We start from the raw sequence: 15,203 nt of genomic DNA, 5'->3' as shown, positions 1-15,203 counted from the left end.
CCACGCCTGTTTTACTTACCGGTAATCATCGGCAGGTTCAGCCCTTGTTCCTTGGCGCAGTCGATCGCGATCTGGTAACCCGCATCGGCGTGACGCATAACGCCGGTGGCCGGGTCGTTGTGCAGAACGCGGGCAATACGCTCGGCCGCTTCGTCAGTACCGTCGCAGACAATCACCATGCCGGAATGCTGGGAGAAGCCCATGCCGACGCCGCCGCCGTGGTGCAGGGAAACCCAGGTCGCGCCGCTCGCGGTGTTGAGCAGGGCGTTGAGCAGTGGCCAGTCGGACACGGCATCGGAACCGTCTTGCATCGATTCGGTTTCGCGGTTCGGGCTCGACACCGAACCGGAGTCCAGGTGGTCGCGACCGATCACGATTGGCGCGGACAATTCACCGCTGCGTACCATTTCGTTGAATGCCAGACCAAGCTTGGCGCGCAGACCCAGGCCAACCCAGCAGATACGCGCCGGCAGACCCTGGAAGCTGATGCGCTCGCGCGCCATGTCCAGCCAGTTGTGCAGGTGGGCGTCGTCCGGGATCAGCTCTTTGACCTTGGCGTCGGTTTTGTAGATGTCTTCGGCGTTGCCCGACAGTGCAGCCCAACGGAACGGGCCGATGCCACGGCAGAACAGCGGACGGATGTAAGCCGGTACGAAGCCTGGGAAGTCGAATGCGTTTTCCACGCCTTCTTCCTGGGCCATCTGACGGATGTTGTTGCCGTAGTCGAAAGTCGGGATGCCCATTTTCTGGAAGTCCAACATCGCTTTAACGTGCACGGCCATCGATTGCTTGGCGGCTTTGACCACGGCAGCAGGCTCGGTCTTGGCACGAGCGCGGTACTCTTCCCAGGTCCAGCCGGCCGGCAGGTAACCGTTGAGCGGGTCGTGGGCGCTGGTCTGGTCGGTGACCATGTCCGGACGCACACCGCGGCGGACCAGTTCCGGCAGGATTTCAGCGGCGTTACCCAACAGGGCGATGGAAATCGCTTTGCCTTCCTTGGTGTATTTCTCGATGCGGGCCAGAGCGTCGTCGAGGTCTTTGGCTTGCTCGTCGACGTAGCGGCTGTTCAAACGGAAGTCGATGCTGACCTGTTGGCATTCGATGTTCAGCGAGCAAGCGCCGGCCAAAGTTGCAGCCAGAGGTTGAGCGCCGCCCATGCCACCCAGGCCTGCGGTCAGGACCCAACGACCTTTGAGGTCATCGTTGTAGTGTTGGCGACCGGCTTCGACGAAGGTTTCGTAGGTGCCTTGAACGATGCCCTGGCTACCGATGTAGATCCAGCTGCCGGCGGTCATCTGGCCGTACATGGCCAGGCCTTTGGCGTCGAGTTCGTTGAAGTGTTCCCAGCTCGCCCAGTGTGGCACCAGGTTGGAGTTGGCGATCAGTACGCGCGGGGCGTTGCTGTGGGTCTTGAACACGCCGACCGGCTTGCCGGATTGCACCAGCAGGGTCTCGTCTTCGTTCAGGTTGGTCAGGCTTTCGACAATCTTGTCGTAGCATTCCCAGTTACGCGCCGCACGACCGATACCACCGTAAACCACCAGCTCTTTAGGGTTCTCGGCGACTTCCGGGTCGAGGTTGTTCATCAGCATGCGCAGCGGCGCTTCGGTCAGCCAGCTCTTGGCGGTCAGCTTGTTACCGCGGGCGGCACGGATTTCAACGTCACGAAACTTAGTAGGTTTCTGGGTATTGTCAGTCACGAAAAAGACTCCTCAGCGATCAATTCAAACCAACCCTGGCGGTGGGTAAGCCAGCCTGTGCGCGTCAACGCGACACAAGCGAATCAGTGGACGCTGCGGAGAGTCTCGATCGACTCATACGCATACGTCTTTACTTGTACATACAAGCATATGCAATCAAGCGGCCAACTTGTTGGATGGGTGTTCAAGAAAAGTTTCTGGAAGGCTGGAAGCCCCCTGGATCAAGGGTTTTGGAGAAGATGAAATTTTTCGGGAGGATTTTGCGGAGGGGAGGACTGTTGTTACTTGAGCGTGGTTTTGCGCCACGCTGGGGCGTTCGGTAACAAGTTGGTGCGCGATGGGAAACGCGTTCAAGTAGCGAAAAGCTTCGCGGGCAAGCCTCGCTCCTACAGGGGATCTGCGGTCCACTGTAGGAGCGAGGCTTGCCCGCGAAAGGATTTTGGATCAGCGTGCAGTCAGCTCGACCACACAGCATGGGCCGTTACTGGAGACTTCCAGCAGGCCGTTATTACCGTCGAGTTGCAGGCAGTCATGGCGACCCAATTGCTGGGTGTTGTTACCGACCTGCAATTCCAGCGCCTCGCCGACACTGAACACCAACACCGTGCCCGCCGAACTGAAAAACCGATGTTCGCCATCCAGCCACTGCAACCGTGCGCTGTAACGCTGCGGCGCATAAATCAGGTTGAAGTCGCGAATCGGCCCGCCAAGCAGAGTGCACGACACCTGGCTCTCGCCACTGAACGCAAACGGTTCCAGCGGTAACAACGGATGCGTGTCCTGGCCGTCGACGCGCAAGGTCATGCCGTCGCCTTGCAGCACGGTGATCACTCGCTCATAGCCAGTGAACGTCGAGAAGCCACCCGACTCACCAATATCGGCAATCGACAGGCGCCAGCCGAAACCATCCAGGCCAGTACCCGCATCGCGGGTGATTTCTTCAGTGCTGCCGCCGCCGTTTTTCCACGGCATGCGCGGGTAATCAACGGCACGTAAAACCTTTATCTGACTCATTTATGAAACCGACCTTCCAGACGATGACGGGAACCAGGGTGGATCAAACGGGCGGCGGTCACCGGCTGACGGCCAGACCAGGTGCGGCGACGAATCAGCAGGCACGGCTCGCCTTTCTCAATCTGCAGCAATTTGCACTCGCTGGCCTCGGCCAGAATCGCCTCGACCACATGTTCGCCTTCGGTCAGCGGAGCGACCTGGTTCAGATAGGCGTAAGGCGTTTGCAGGGTGAAGTCCTGCTTGAGGTAGTCCGGGGCGACCAGCGCGTTGACGAAACGGTCTTCGATTTGCACCGGAATATCGTTTTCGAAATGCACGATCAGCGAGTGGAAGACCTTTTGACCTTCACGCATGTCCAGCGCCAGGGCGCGCTCGGAACCGGCGGCCTCTTCTTCAAGGGTAATGACCTTGCAGGTATGGCGATGGCCACGGGAGGCGATTTCGTCGGCGATGTTGTGCACTTCGAACAGCGCGGACTGGCTTTTCGGTTCGGCGACGAACGTGCCGACGCCTTGCATACGCACCAACAGACCGTCGGCAGTCATCTCGCGCAACGCGCGGTTGATGGTCATGCGGCTGAAACCGAGTTGGCTGACCAGCTCGCTTTCCGACGGAACGCGGTAGTGCGGCGGCCAGTTTCCACTGTCGATTTGCTGGGTGATCATCTGTTTGACGCGGGCGTACAAGGGCGCCGGACTGTCGCCCATGTTCGCGGCCAACGGTGACACTGCAGGCGGAGTCGGCACGGTTAATCCTTGGTCGTTTAGTAAAGGTTGCTAGCTTGCCGGAGTTTACCGGGCAGGCAAACGTCTGTATATGTATATACAAATAACACACGATGGGGTGCTGAACCATGTCCGCCTTCTTTGCCGAACGCGCGCTGCTGCCTAGTGGATGGGCCAACAATGTACGTCTTGAGGTCAGCGCCGACGGCGTTTTGACCCATATCCAGGCCGATTCCCATGCAGATGGCGCCGAACGGCTAAGCGGTCCGCTGCTGCCAGGCATGCCGAATCTGCACTCCCACGCGTTCCAGCGAGCGATGGCCGGGCTGGCGGAAGTGGCCGGTAATCCGAACGACAGTTTCTGGACCTGGCGCGATTTGATGTACCGTCTCGTCGGAAAAATCAGCCCCGACCAACTCGGCGTAATCGCCCGGCAGCTGTACATCGAAATGCTCAAGGCCGGTTACACCTCGGTGGCAGAATTTCATTACGTGCACCACGACACAAGTGGCCAACCCTATGCAGATCCGGCCGAACTGGCGCTACGCATCAGCCAGGCGGCCAGCTCCGCCGGCATCGGTTTGACCCTGCTGCCGGTGCTCTACAGCCATTCCGGTTTCGGCGGCCAGACGCCGAACGACGGCCAGCGTCGCTTTATCAACAGCACTGAAAACTACCTCAAGCTCCAGTCGCGCTTGCAGCCGATCCTGGCGCAGCAACCGGCCCAATCGCTGGGTCTGTGTTTCCACTCGTTGCGTGCGGTAACACCGCAGCAGATCAGCGAAGTGCTGGCGGCCAGCGACAAGCAGTGCCCGGTGCACATTCACATCGCCGAGCAGCAGAAGGAAGTCGACGACTGCCTGAGCTGGAGCGGTCGCCGTCCGCTGCAATGGCTGTACGAAAATACCGAAGTCGACCAACGCTGGTGCCTGGTCCACGCGACCCACGCCAACCCGGAAGAAGTCACGCTGATGGCCAAGAGTCGCGCCATTGCCGGTTTGTGCCTGACCACCGAAGCCAACCTCGGCGACGGGATTTTCCCGGCGGTGGACTTCCTCGCTCAAGGTGGGCGCATGGGCATCGGTTCTGACAGCCATGTGTCGCTGAGCGTGGTGGAAGAATTGCGTTGGCTGGAATACGGCCAGCGCCTGCGCGATCAGCGGCGCAACCGGTTGTATGGTGCGGATCAGCCGATGGTCGGCCGTACGCTGTACGACGCGGCACTCGACGGCGGCGCGCAGGCGATGGGGCAGCCGATCGGTGCACTGGAAGTTGGCAAACGGGCAGATTGGCTGGTGCTGGACGGCAACGATCCGTACCTGGCGACCGCCAGTGGCGACGGGATTCTCAATCGTTGGTTGTTTGCCGGCGGCGATCGCCAGGTGCGCGATGTGCTGGTCAATGGCCAGTGGGTTGTGCGCGATGGGCGACATGCCGCAGAAGAAGAAAGTAACCGCGCGTTCACCCAAGTCCTGCGCGATCTTTTGGGTTAACACAAACCCCTGTAGGAGCCGGCTTGCTGGCGATGGTGTGTCAGCTACATTGAAGTCGACTGACACTCCATCGCCAGCAAGCCGGCTCCTACAAAGGGTGCGTAATCAATTCGAGGTCTTGGCCATCTGCGTATCCGTCGCACGCCAGATCAGCCGCGTGGTGTCGTACCCCTGCTGACGCGCCTTGCTCAGCAGTTCTTCGCGCACTACACCGTTGACCGTCGGGGTTCGCGACAGCAGCCACAGATACCGGCGGCTCGGGTCGCCGACAATGGCGGTCTTGTAGTCTTCGCTGACGAACAACACCCAGTATTCGCCCTTCGCCACGCCCGGTATCAACCGCGAAAACCAGGTATCGAACTCGACCCACAACTTGTCGGTCTTGCCCGGCACCTGTGGATAAGCCGTGCCCTTGGCCTCTTCCCATTGCCAATCCGCCGTCAGGCAGCGATTCAGCACCAGGATGTTACCGTCCGGCTTGAGCGTGTAATGCGCTTCGGATTGCGCGCAGTTGCGCTGGAAATACATCGGCAGACGCGCCAGCTCGTACCAGGTCCCTTGGTACTTCTTGAGATTGACGCTGTTGACCGTTTTCGGCGCCAACGGATTTTCACCAGAAGTGGCGCAGCCGGCCAATACCAGGCTGGCAAAAAGGAGGATCAATAACCGCTTCATTGTTTTTCTCCCGTGGGCGTATCGCCCCGGTTTACTTCAGGCCTTGGCCGGAAAACATCAACACTTTGTCACCGGCGTACTGCACGCTGATAAAGCTGTTCTTGTCGCCCCAGGTGCAACTGGACATGCCGAGCGCGCCCGCGCAGTCGGTAGGTTTGCCCAGCAAGGTTTCCACCTCGGCCTTGGCCATGCCTGTCGACAACTTGGAGTAGTTTTCCTGATTGATTTTGCCGCACGCGGCCAGCAAGACGCAGAACGAAAGCAGGGCGATGGAACGCAGCGACATTGTGTAGCTCCTGGGACAAAGGGGAATGGCATGACAGCCAAGCTGAAGCTTAGAAGAGAAAACCCCTGTCTGGTTCCCTGACCGAGCGCCTATTTATCAGGCCGCTCGTCTGCCTTTTGCCGAAAAATCAGCCACTTTCTCGCGTTGTTGAGCATTTCGTCGGTTTTGACAGAATTCGCCTAATCTTTGGCGCCGCTCAGTCGACATAAAAGCAGCGCAAAGCCCGTTCCTGTGGCAAATTGACGCCCCTTGTCGACCAGCACCTCCGCGGTAGTTCATTTAATGACCAGAAACATGAAGTTCAGCCACAAAATCTTGTTGGCTGCTGCCCTCGTGGTGGCCGTTGCATTCGCCTGTTTCATCCTCTTCAACGACTACCGCCAGCGCCAGACCTTGCGCAGCAGTACCGAATCGTCGATGCAGGAACTCGGCAGCCTGACCACCAGCAACATTCAAACCTGGCTGGAAAGCCGCATCCAGCTGCTGCAATCGTTATCCCAACAGATCGCCGTGGACGGCAGCGCCCAGGCTAGCCTCAAGCGCGCCATCGACCTGCCGGCCTACACCAGCAATTTCCAGCTGAGCTACTTCGGTGGCACCGACGGCGTGATGTTCTCGGTTCCGGCCGGCAATCGCGCCGCCGATTACGACCCCCGCGCACGTGGCTGGTACAAGGCGGCCAACGGCGCGCAACAGACCATCGTCACCGAACCGTACATCGCTGCGTCCTCCGGCAAACTGGTGATCACCGTGGCCACACCGGTGAAGCATCAGAACCAGATGATCGGCGTCGCTGGCGCCGACATTGACCTGTCCAGCGTCAGCGCGATCATCAACTCGCTGAACTTCGGCGGTCACGGCCATGCGTTTATCGTCAGCGCCGACGGCAAGATCCTGATTCACCCGGACAGCAAACTGGTGCTCAAGAACCTCGCCGAGGCCTACCCGAACGGCGCACCGCAAGTCAGCCCGGGCATGAAAGAGGTCGAGATCGACGGCAAGCGCCAGTTCATCTCCTTCACTCACGTCAACGGCGTGCCGTCGGCGGATTGGTATGTGGCGCTGGTGCTGGATCAGGACACCGCGTTCTCGATGCTCAGCGAATTCCGCACCTCGGCGATCATCGCCATGGTTATCGCGGTGGTGATCATCATCGCGCTGCTGGGCATGCTGATCAGTTTCCTGATGCAGCCGCTGCTGACCATGGGCCGCGCCATGCATGACATCGCCGAAGGTGAAGGCGACCTGACCAAGCGCCTGACCATTCACGGTCACGACGAGTTCGGCGCGCTGGGCACTTCGTTCAACCGCTTTGTCGAGCGTATTCACACCTCGATCCGCGAAGTGTCCTCGGCCACCGGCCAGGTCAACGAAGTCGCCCTGCGCGTTGTCGCCGCGTCCAACTCGTCGATGTTCAACTCCGACCAGCAAGCCTCGCGCACCAGCAGCGTGGCCGCCGCCATCAATGAGTTAGGTGCCGCCGCCCAGGAAATCGCCCAGAACGCCGCCCTCGCCTCGCAGCATTCCAGCGACGCGCGCGCATTGGCCGAAGACGGTCAGCAAGTGGTGGATAAAACCATCGCGGCGATGCAGCAGCTCTCGGCGAAGATCAGCGATTCGTGCGGCAACATTGAGACGCTCAACAGCAACACGGTGAACATTGGGCAGATTCTGGAAGTGATCACCAGCATCTCGCAGCAGACCAACCTGTTGGCGCTGAACGCCGCCATCGAAGCCGCCCGTGCCGGTGAAGCCGGGCGCGGTTTTGCCGTGGTCGCAGACGAAGTGCGCAACCTGGCGCATCGCACCCAGGACTCGGCGCAGCAAGTGCAGAAGATGATCGAAGAACTGCAAGTCGGCGCCCGTGAAGCGGTGAGCACCATGACCGACAGCCAGCGTCAGAGTGAAAGCAGCGTTGGGATCGCCAATCAGGCGGGCGAGCGTCTGGGTAGCGTGACGCAGCGTATTGGCGAGATCGACGGGATGAACCAGTCCGTGGCCACGGCGACGGAAGAGCAGACTGCGGTGGTGGAGTCGATCAATGTCGACATTACCGAGATCAACACGCTGAACCAGGAAGGGGTGGAGAACCTGCAGGCGACGTTGCGGGCGTGTTCCGATCTGGAGCAGCAGGCGGCGCGTCTTAAGCAATTGGTAGGCAGTTTCAGGATTTAAGCCGCTCTTGCGGGCCTCATCGCGAGCAGGCTCGCTCCCACAGTGGATCCCCAGCGTTACGAAGATCCATGTGGGAGCGAGCCTGCTCGCGATGACGGCTTCAGACGCGATAAAGATTTAGAACCTTGACCCAGGCTGCGAAAGAAACACCAACTCCTCCGCCGTAGACTCCCTTCCCAACACCGCATTGCGATGCGGAAACCGTCCAAACCGCGCAATTACCTGCTGGTGCTTTTCGGCGTAGCTCAGATAGTTGCTAAAGAGTTTCCGGTCGCCCTCTGGCTGTTGCGCCACCAGATCGATATAGCGTGAGACGGCCTCATTCTGCACCGCCAGATTCTCGCAGTGCTCGAACACCAGATAGATGAACACCCGCTGAATCGGCTTCAACTGCCGATCGAAATCCGCAGCAATGCCTTGCGCCACCAGTGCCTGAGCCCTGAGATCGCCGGAAAAGGATTTGGGTGTTTCGCGAAAGATCATTCGCGGCAGTTGATCGAGCAGCAGCACCAAGGCCAGCCAACCTTCCGGGCGTTGCGCCCAGTCAGTCAATCCACCGGCCAGTGCCTGCTCGACCCAGTCCCCGAAACGCGACTGCGCTTCGAGGTCCTGGCTGTCGTGCTTGCCGAACCATAACCTGCCCTTCTCAGCCGCTACTTCGTTCGGCGATTCGGAATTTCCGAACCACCATTCGAGCAACGGCTGCCAGAGCGCGGTCATGTTTATTCCTTGTGGTAAGCCGTGACGCGTGCGACTTCTTCTTTCGAACCGAGGAACACTGCTACGCGCTGGTGCAGGCCTTCCGGTTGAATGTCGAGGATGCGCTGGTGGCCGTCGGTGGACGCGCCGCCCGCCTGTTCAACCAGGAACGACATCGGGTTGGCTTCGTACATCAGGCGCAGTTTGCCCGGCTTCGACGGCTCACGGCTGTCGCGTGGGTACATGAACAGACCGCCACGGGTCAGGATGCGGTGCACGTCGGCAACCATCGCGGCAACCCAGCGCATGTTGTAGTTCTTCTTCAACGGGCCTTCATCGCCAGCCAGCAATTCGCTGACGTAACGCTGTACCGGCGCTTCCCAGTGACGCTGGTTGGAGGCGTTGATCGCGAATTCCTGAGTGGACTCCGGAATCGTGATGTCTTCGTGGGTCAGTACGAAGCTGCCCATTTCACGGTCCAGGGTGAAGCCTTTGACGCCATTGCCCAGAGTCAGCACCAGCATGGTCTGTGGACCGTAGATCGCGTAACCGGCGGCAACCTGCTGAGCGCCTGGCTGCAGGAAGGCCTTTTCGTTCAAAGGCTCGTTCTGGGTCAGGTATTCGTTCGGGCAACGCAGCACCGAGAAGATCGTACCGACCGGTGCGTTGATGTCGATGTTCGACGAACCGTCCAGCGGGTCGAATACCAGCAGGTACGCGCCTTTCGGGTATTTGCCCGGGATCTGGTAGGCATTGTCCATTTCTTCGGACGCCATGCCGGCCAGGTGACCGCCCCATTCGTTGGCTTCGAGCAGGATGTCGTTGGACATCACGTCCAGCTTCTTCTGCACTTCACCTTGGACGTTTTCAGTGCCCATGCTGCCCAGAACACCACCCAGGGCGCCTTTGGAGACGGCGTGGCTGATTTCTTTACAGGCGCGCGCCACCACTTCGATCAGGAAACGCAGATCGGCAGGGGTGTTGTTGCTACGGGTCTGCTCAATCAAATAGCGACTCAGGGTAACGCGGGACATGGAAGGCTCCGGTGGAATGGGGGGCTAAAAACCCGCGCAGTTTAACGCGAGTCGGGGCGTATTTCCTCCTATCAGACGTGATACGTCCAACAGAGTTCATGTGCCGGGTTTAGCGTAGATCGAAACAGGCCGGATGTGGGCCGACGACGGGCGGCAGTTTTGAGATTTTTGGTGCCTGACAGTCAGTCTTCGCGGGCAAGCCTCGCTCCTACAGTGGAACGCGTACACCTGCCCGCGAATGGCGCGCAGCGCCAGCCATTCTCAGGAATTGGCCGGAGGTTTACGCAACAAGCTGAACGCCATCGCCGCCAAAAACAGAACACCCAACAACAACACCGCCCACAACCCGAATTTCTTCCAGTTAGGTTCAGCCTGTGCAACGGATGTGAGTGTGGAGCTCGGCGTCTCTACCACCCCGCCCGACACCGTAGCCTTGCCCAACGCCGCCCACTTCGCCGCGCTGTAATCCGGAATCAACGTTGCCAGCGGCAGGTTCGCCGCTTTCACCGTCGCATTGCCCAGCGCCAGCGTATAAGGCCCGGCGCCGCGCGCCAGGAACACCAATTGCGTCGAACGCACAGCGAAACGCACCGTCGGCGCCTCGACGCCCAAGCCACCGCCGCGCTCGTCCACCGTCAACTTCAACTGCTGCACGGTTTGCCCCGGCAGCTGCAATTCGTTCTGCACCACGTCCTGGCCACTCTGGGTCAGGCGATAGAGCAAACCACTGCTCAACAGCTGCCAAGGCAGGCTGCTTTCCCGACGACCGGACAACGTCACCGGCGCCAGGCTGTTTGGCTGATTCAGCTCGACCTGCACGCGCTCGACGTTCAACCCCATCGGCAATTGCCAGGTGTATTCACCTGCCTTCACGCTGGCGCCCGCCAACGGTTGCGACCAGACCAATGGCAGCGGCAGGCTGCGCGTGCTGGCGCTTTGCAGTTGCGCCGAGGTCAATATCGGCGCCGATTGTGGCGTGTTCCACAACAAACGCAGATAACGCGCCGATTGTCCCGGCAAGCCGACCTCATGCTGCTCGACCCGCTCGTCGGCAAACGTCAGCCGCGCCACCTGCCCGTCACCCCACGACTGCCAATGCTGCAAATCGTCGCTGGCTTCGATGCTGAAACGCTGGAAGCCATCGCGCTCGCTGGTCCAGTCGAGGATCAATTGCTGCAACGGCGCCTTGATGCCGCTGGCGTCGAGCAGCCAACCGCTCAGCACTTCTTCGCCCACCTCCAGCTGACTCGACGGCTGCACTTCGACCAGCGTGCCATTGGCGCTCGATTGCACCCGCACACTCGGCGCGCGCTCGGTGGCGTCCGCCGAGTTGTACAACGGGAACCATTTCACGTCGGTCAGGGTGGGGGTTTCGCCGGTTTTCGCGGTCTCCCGCGCCACGGCGTAGGCCTGAGCCTCGCCGGCCGCGTTGAACACGCGCACATCGCTGAGGTCGGTTTGTCGCGCATTCAGTTGCACGGCCAAGGGCAATTCGAGGCGATACCACGGACCTTCGCCGCTCACAGTCAACGGCACTTGCGTGGCGAAGTCCGCCGGTTTTTCCTGCGCGTTGGCCGACAGCGCCACGCCCAACGCAACAGCGCCCAACCAGACCAGGTTCAGCTTCTGACTCAAGACGACACTCCTTCGGTTTCCGGGGCCGGTTTTTCAGATTCCGGCGCAGCATCGACGCGCTTGGGCGGCAACGGGGCGAAATAGCCCACCACCAACAGCAACACGCCAACACCGATAAACGAGACGATCCGGGCGAGTCCGCCACGGTTACTCAATTCGACAAAGAACAGTTTCGCGACCACCACGCCGATCAGCGCCGCGCCAATCAGCCAGACTTCGCGACGATGCCGCAGATGGCCGCCGATCATCAGACTCAACGCCATCAAGGTCCAGACGATCGACAGACCGGCCTGCACCTGCATCGACGCGAGCAGCAAATCCAGCTCGAACGGTACGCCGCCCCAATGGTGAGCCGTGCGATTCACCAGCGCGGTGAAAAACGCGAACAGCGAAACACCCGCGACCAGCTGCGTGGCGTGATCGAAGATGTCCTTGCGGATCGCCAATTGCGTCACGGCGCTGCGGGCCCACACGTAAACGCCGAACAGCGCAAACAGCAGCCCCAACTCCAGCGGATTGATCAGCGGCACATAGGGCAGCGGCTCGGCGGTGCCGTCGCTGACAATGTTCGCCAGCCAGAACCAGCCGAGCATGAGCAAGGCCAGCGGCGCCGCCGCGTACAGTCGATACTCGCGCGGATAAGCCGACACCGGCCACGGCCAGGCACGCGGTGCGGCCATCAACACCAGATAAACACTCGGCAGAATCGCCCAACCCAGCCAACGCCAGGCGTTGTATTGCTCGGACAACAGCAGCAAGCCGTAACGCAACTCCAGCGCCAGTACACCGATCAATAGCCAGCAACCGAGCACATGAGCCGTACTCAGGGCACGAGCCGGCAACATCGGCGCCAGACGCCGCAGCGAGATGAAATGCACGACGAACACCGCCGCCCAGGCGAGCCAGCCGAAGTCGGCCGCCGGGTGGTAACGCGCGTGCCATGCCCCGAGCAATACCACGCCAGCCGCAGGGATCAGCAAGGTGCAGAGCAAACCCAGCGACGGCCATTTCAGGCGCAACGCCAACACGGCCCACAGCTCGACGCTCAGCGCCGCGACCGTCAGCAGCAACGTCGCCTGAAGATTCATCGGTGCAAAACGCAGCACTTCACTGATCCACGCCAACGCCCACCAACCCGCGCCCCACACCAGCAGCACTTCGGACAAACGCTGCAAACTCAGGACATCGAACGCCGAAGCATGGTTGCCGAGCTGCAAGCGCCAGGCGCCGACCAACGCCGCCAGCCCCAGCACCAACGGCGTCCAGAATCCGCTATGCGCCAATGGTTTGAGCCCTTCGCTGGCCAGCGGCCCCAGCAGTTCCGGCCCGGCGAACAGGAACGCCGCCCCGCCAATCACCTGCAACAGCAGACCGAAGACGAAACTCACGCGCTGCTTCAGATAAAGGCTCAGCCAGATAATGAACAGACCACTGGCCGCCCACACCGCACTTGCGGTTTGCCACGGCAACACGAACAGAACAGCGAGGTTGATCAGCACCAGGCCAGCCAGCAACACCACCGACAAACCGCGCAACAGCCGAACATCGCTGCGCACCATGTCATCGCGGGCGGCCAGCAACATACCGGCGATCAACGCCAGGCCGATCAGCGACGCGCTGAGCAAACCGCTCCAACCAGCGCTGAACACCGCGCCAGACTCACCGCTCGCACCTTGCAGCCGCAGCAGGAACAGCGCGCCGCCCAGCAATTGCACAGCGAACGCAGTGAAGAGGAAGGTGCGCGATTGCAGACGCAGACCGATAAACAACGTCGCCAGACCGGCCAGCGCCCAACTGATCGCCGTGCCATGGGTAAAGAAGAACAGCGGCGCCAGCAGATAGAGGAAGGTCAAACCGAGGCAGGCCAGCACCGGCAAGCCTTTGCGCTCCCACGCCAACGTCTGCTCAGGCAAGGCGTTGCGCAATTGGTAGAAACTGAACAGCAGCGCCACACCGAGCATCAACGCACCCAGCGGCGCACCTTCCAGCAGGCTGCTTTCGCCGAACCGCAGCTCACTGAGGAACGCCAGCGCCGAACCCAGTTGCAGCAGCAATGCAAAGGCGCGCGCCAGCGGTCGTTGCTGACGCAATCCGAGCCAGAAAATCCCGGCGCCTTCCACCGCCCAAGCGGCCGCTGTCCAGCGCGCATCAAGCCCCAACGGGATCGCCAGACTGGCGAAGATCACGCCCAACGCCAGACAGGTTTCCGCCAGCAACAACGCTCGGCCACCCATCAGCAAACGGGCCAGGCCCATGTAAATCATGCCCAGCGCCAATGCACTGAAAGCGGCAGCGAACTCCAGATGCTGGACCAGCGCGAACTGCAAACCGAAACCCACCAGCGGTGGGCCGAACAGCATCGTCCCGTCGACGTAGTCGCCTTTGCGCGCCGACCAGTGCAACAGCGCCTCGCGGCTGTCGTCCTCGGGCGCGTCGCTCATTTCCAGCAACTTGCGCCGTGCAAACAGCAGCCCGATGGCCAGGTACATCAGGAAAAACACAATCAGGAACGGCTCGGTGCTCCACAGCAGCTCCGGTGTGTAGGAGCGCAGGCCCCAGGCGAAACCGATGCCGAAGGTGCCGACAAAGCCGATCAGGTTGAGCAGCCGCCAGGCCTTGAACCAGGCGATGGCGAGAATGCCGGCGTTGAGCAAGGCGAAATAGCTGAACAGCGCGACATGGTTGCCGGCGCCGGTGGACGTCAGGATCGGCGCGGCGAAACCGCCCAACGCAGCGGCGCACGCCAGTGCCAGCGAGTCTTGAGTGATGGCCAGAATGGCCGAGAACACCGTCATCGCCACCAGCAGCCCGAGCGCCGCCGTCGGATCAAGCAGCGGATGCAAACGCATGGCCGCGAACACCGTCAGGTACAACACAGCGATCCCGGTGCCTTGCAGCATCAACGCATAGTTAGTGTTGCGATGACGCAGCCACCAGCCCAGACCGAGCAGGGCCAACGCAGCCGCCGCCACCCCGGCGTAACGCAGTTCGATCGGCACCACCATGCCTTCGGTGGCATAACGCAGCAGAAACGCCAGACCGAGGAACAACAGCACCACACCGACCCGCAGCACGGTGTTGCCACCGAACAGCCAGTTACGGGCACCGCTGATGGCGCGCTCGATGAAGTTAGGGCCACGAGGGACGGCGGGTTCGCGGGCAACCGGTTCGGGCTTCCAGGCATCGTCGGGCAGCGGGCGGCTGGTTTGCGTCGCTGTCGCGGTGATCGGTTCGAGTTCGGGCGGGAGTTCCCAGACCATCTCCGGGGTAGAGACAGGGACTTCTTCGAGAATGAATACCGGGGACGGGGCCGGTTCGCTGGCAAGCGGTTCCTCGGCAAGCGGCTCGCTGGTTTCAGGCGCCTTGACGCCAGACACCTCCAGCGTGGCCAGGCGTTGCTGGACCGCATTCAGTGCGACCTGCGCCTGCTCCAGCAGAGCGCGCTGCTCAACCGCCTGCGAACCCAAACGGCCGATGCGAATGGCCTGGCCGATACCCAACCCGAGTAACGCACCCAACAGCGCGTCGCTGAACGACTCGTCGAGTATCCAGCCCAGCACCAGCCCAATCAGCATGAACATCCATTGCATGGTCGATATCCCTAAGCGGCCCATTGCCTTGCGGTGTCTGCGCTGATGCTTTCGCGGGCAAGCCTCGCTCCTACAGGTTATGCGAAAACTCTGTAGGAGCGAGGCTTGCCCGCGAAGATGCCCGCAAGGACATCACTGAAACATCTGGCAAACTGGTGCTTAGTATATCGGTCAGGT

Annotated in this window: 11 protein-coding genes and 1 pseudogene; 3 read left to right on the top strand and 9 right to left on the bottom strand. The window is 60.9% G+C overall.

Translation table 11 applies throughout. From position 1 onward, the window contains the following. Positions 1–11 precede the first annotated feature (11 nt). The 3 genes from hutU to hutC all read right to left on the bottom strand — a co-directional run bounded on the left by hutU (position 12) and on the right by hutC (position 3,421). Entirely contained in the window at positions 12–1,700 is a 1,689-nt protein-coding gene (hutU, locus tag KGA82_RS25405) for a urocanate hydratase (RefSeq protein WP_192226835.1), read from the bottom strand. Positions 1,701–2,144: 444 nt separating this feature from the next. After that, a complete protein-coding gene (locus KGA82_RS25400; protein WP_223452975.1) occupies positions 2,145–2,714 on the bottom strand; it encodes a HutD family protein in 570 nt (189 codons plus the stop codon). Next, complete coding sequence (hutC, locus tag KGA82_RS25395) at positions 2,711–3,421, bottom strand: histidine utilization repressor (RefSeq protein ID WP_172435301.1); 711 nt, start codon at positions 3,419–3,421, stop codon at positions 2,711–2,713. Before hutC ends, KGA82_RS25400 begins: the two co-directional genes overlap by 4 nt. A 146-nt stretch (positions 3,422–3,567) precedes the next feature. Here hutC and KGA82_RS25390 point away from each other — a divergent pair, with 146 nt between their 5' ends. Then, positions 3,568–4,932, top strand: coding sequence for a formimidoylglutamate deiminase (locus KGA82_RS25390; protein ID WP_008036578.1), 1,365 nt, complete (start codon positions 3,568–3,570; stop codon positions 4,930–4,932). Between the two features lie 105 nt (positions 4,933–5,037). Here KGA82_RS25390 and KGA82_RS25385 read toward each other — a convergent pair whose 3' ends face one another. Both KGA82_RS25385 and KGA82_RS25380 read right to left on the bottom strand, forming a co-directional pair. Further along, complete coding sequence (locus KGA82_RS25385) at positions 5,038–5,607, bottom strand: lipocalin family protein (protein ID WP_192226834.1); 570 nt, start codon at positions 5,605–5,607, stop codon at positions 5,038–5,040. A 31-nt stretch (positions 5,608–5,638) separates the two neighbouring features. After that, complete coding sequence (locus KGA82_RS25380) at positions 5,639–5,893, bottom strand: hypothetical protein (protein ID WP_008028040.1); 255 nt, start codon at positions 5,891–5,893, stop codon at positions 5,639–5,641. A 282-nt stretch (positions 5,894–6,175) separates the two neighbouring features. Between KGA82_RS25380 and KGA82_RS29570 the strand changes: the two are divergent. Then, positions 6,176–7,210 (top strand): annotated as a pseudogene (locus KGA82_RS29570) (cache domain-containing protein); the annotation flags it as partial. Positions 7,211–7,303: 93 nt separating this feature from the next. Continuing rightward, positions 7,304–8,068 (top strand): methyl-accepting chemotaxis protein, encoded by a 765-nt coding sequence (locus KGA82_RS29565; protein ID WP_371927683.1) that lies wholly within the window; start codon positions 7,304–7,306, stop codon positions 8,066–8,068. Between the two features lie 117 nt (positions 8,069–8,185). Here the strand turns inward: KGA82_RS29565 and KGA82_RS25370 are convergent, their stop codons facing one another. The 4 genes from KGA82_RS25370 to KGA82_RS25355 all read right to left on the bottom strand — a co-directional run bounded on the left by KGA82_RS25370 (position 8,186) and on the right by KGA82_RS25355 (position 15,026). Beyond that, positions 8,186–8,788 (bottom strand): DUF924 family protein, encoded by a 603-nt coding sequence (locus KGA82_RS25370; RefSeq protein ID WP_223452973.1) that lies wholly within the window; start codon positions 8,786–8,788, stop codon positions 8,186–8,188. 2 nt (positions 8,789–8,790) lie between these two features. After that, positions 8,791–9,801: a class 1 fructose-bisphosphatase gene (locus KGA82_RS25365; protein ID WP_008040991.1), complete on the bottom strand. Its 1,011-nt coding sequence runs from the start codon at positions 9,799–9,801 to the stop codon at positions 8,791–8,793. 261 nt (positions 9,802–10,062) lie between these two features. After that, complete coding sequence (locus KGA82_RS25360) at positions 10,063–11,436, bottom strand: DUF3999 domain-containing protein (protein ID WP_223452972.1); 1,374 nt, start codon at positions 11,434–11,436, stop codon at positions 10,063–10,065. Then, positions 11,433–15,026, bottom strand: a complete 3,594-nt coding sequence (locus KGA82_RS25355) for a DUF2339 domain-containing protein (protein ID WP_223452971.1) — start codon at positions 15,024–15,026, stop codon at positions 11,433–11,435. Before KGA82_RS25355 ends, KGA82_RS25360 begins: the two co-directional genes overlap by 4 nt. Between the last annotated feature and the right edge of the window lie 177 nt (positions 15,027–15,203).

The organism is Pseudomonas sp. BF-RE-22, assembly GCF_019956155.1.
Classification (GTDB): domain Bacteria; phylum Pseudomonadota; class Gammaproteobacteria; order Pseudomonadales; family Pseudomonadaceae; genus Aquipseudomonas; species Aquipseudomonas migulae.
This window is presented reverse-complemented; position numbering and strand designations above follow the sequence as displayed.

What these genes read in the sequence shown, in the direction of transcription:
- KGA82_RS25390 (WP_008036578.1), top strand. Translation starts at nt 3,568, where the DNA reads ATGTCCGCCTTCTTTGCCGAACGCGCGCTGCTGCCTAGTGGATGGGCC.
- KGA82_RS25365 (WP_008040991.1), bottom strand. Translation starts at nt 9,801, where the DNA reads ATGTCCCGCGTTACCCTGAGTCGCTATTTGATTGAGCAGACCCGTAGC.
- KGA82_RS25355 (WP_223452971.1), bottom strand. Translation starts at nt 15,026, where the DNA reads ATGCAATGGATGTTCATGCTGATTGGGCTGGTGCTGGGCTGGATACTC.
- hutC (WP_172435301.1), bottom strand. Translation starts at nt 3,421, where the DNA reads ATGGGCGACAGTCCGGCGCCCTTGTACGCCCGCGTCAAACAGATGATC.
- KGA82_RS25370 (WP_223452973.1), bottom strand. Translation starts at nt 8,788, where the DNA reads ATGACCGCGCTCTGGCAGCCGTTGCTCGAATGGTGGTTCGGAAATTCC.
- KGA82_RS25385 (WP_192226834.1), bottom strand. Translation starts at nt 5,607, where the DNA reads ATGAAGCGGTTATTGATCCTCCTTTTTGCCAGCCTGGTATTGGCCGGC.
- KGA82_RS29565 (WP_371927683.1), top strand. Translation starts at nt 7,304, where the DNA reads ATGTTCAACTCCGACCAGCAAGCCTCGCGCACCAGCAGCGTGGCCGCC.
- KGA82_RS25400 (WP_223452975.1), bottom strand. Translation starts at nt 2,714, where the DNA reads ATGAGTCAGATAAAGGTTTTACGTGCCGTTGATTACCCGCGCATGCCG.
- KGA82_RS25380 (WP_008028040.1), bottom strand. Translation starts at nt 5,893, where the DNA reads ATGTCGCTGCGTTCCATCGCCCTGCTTTCGTTCTGCGTCTTGCTGGCC.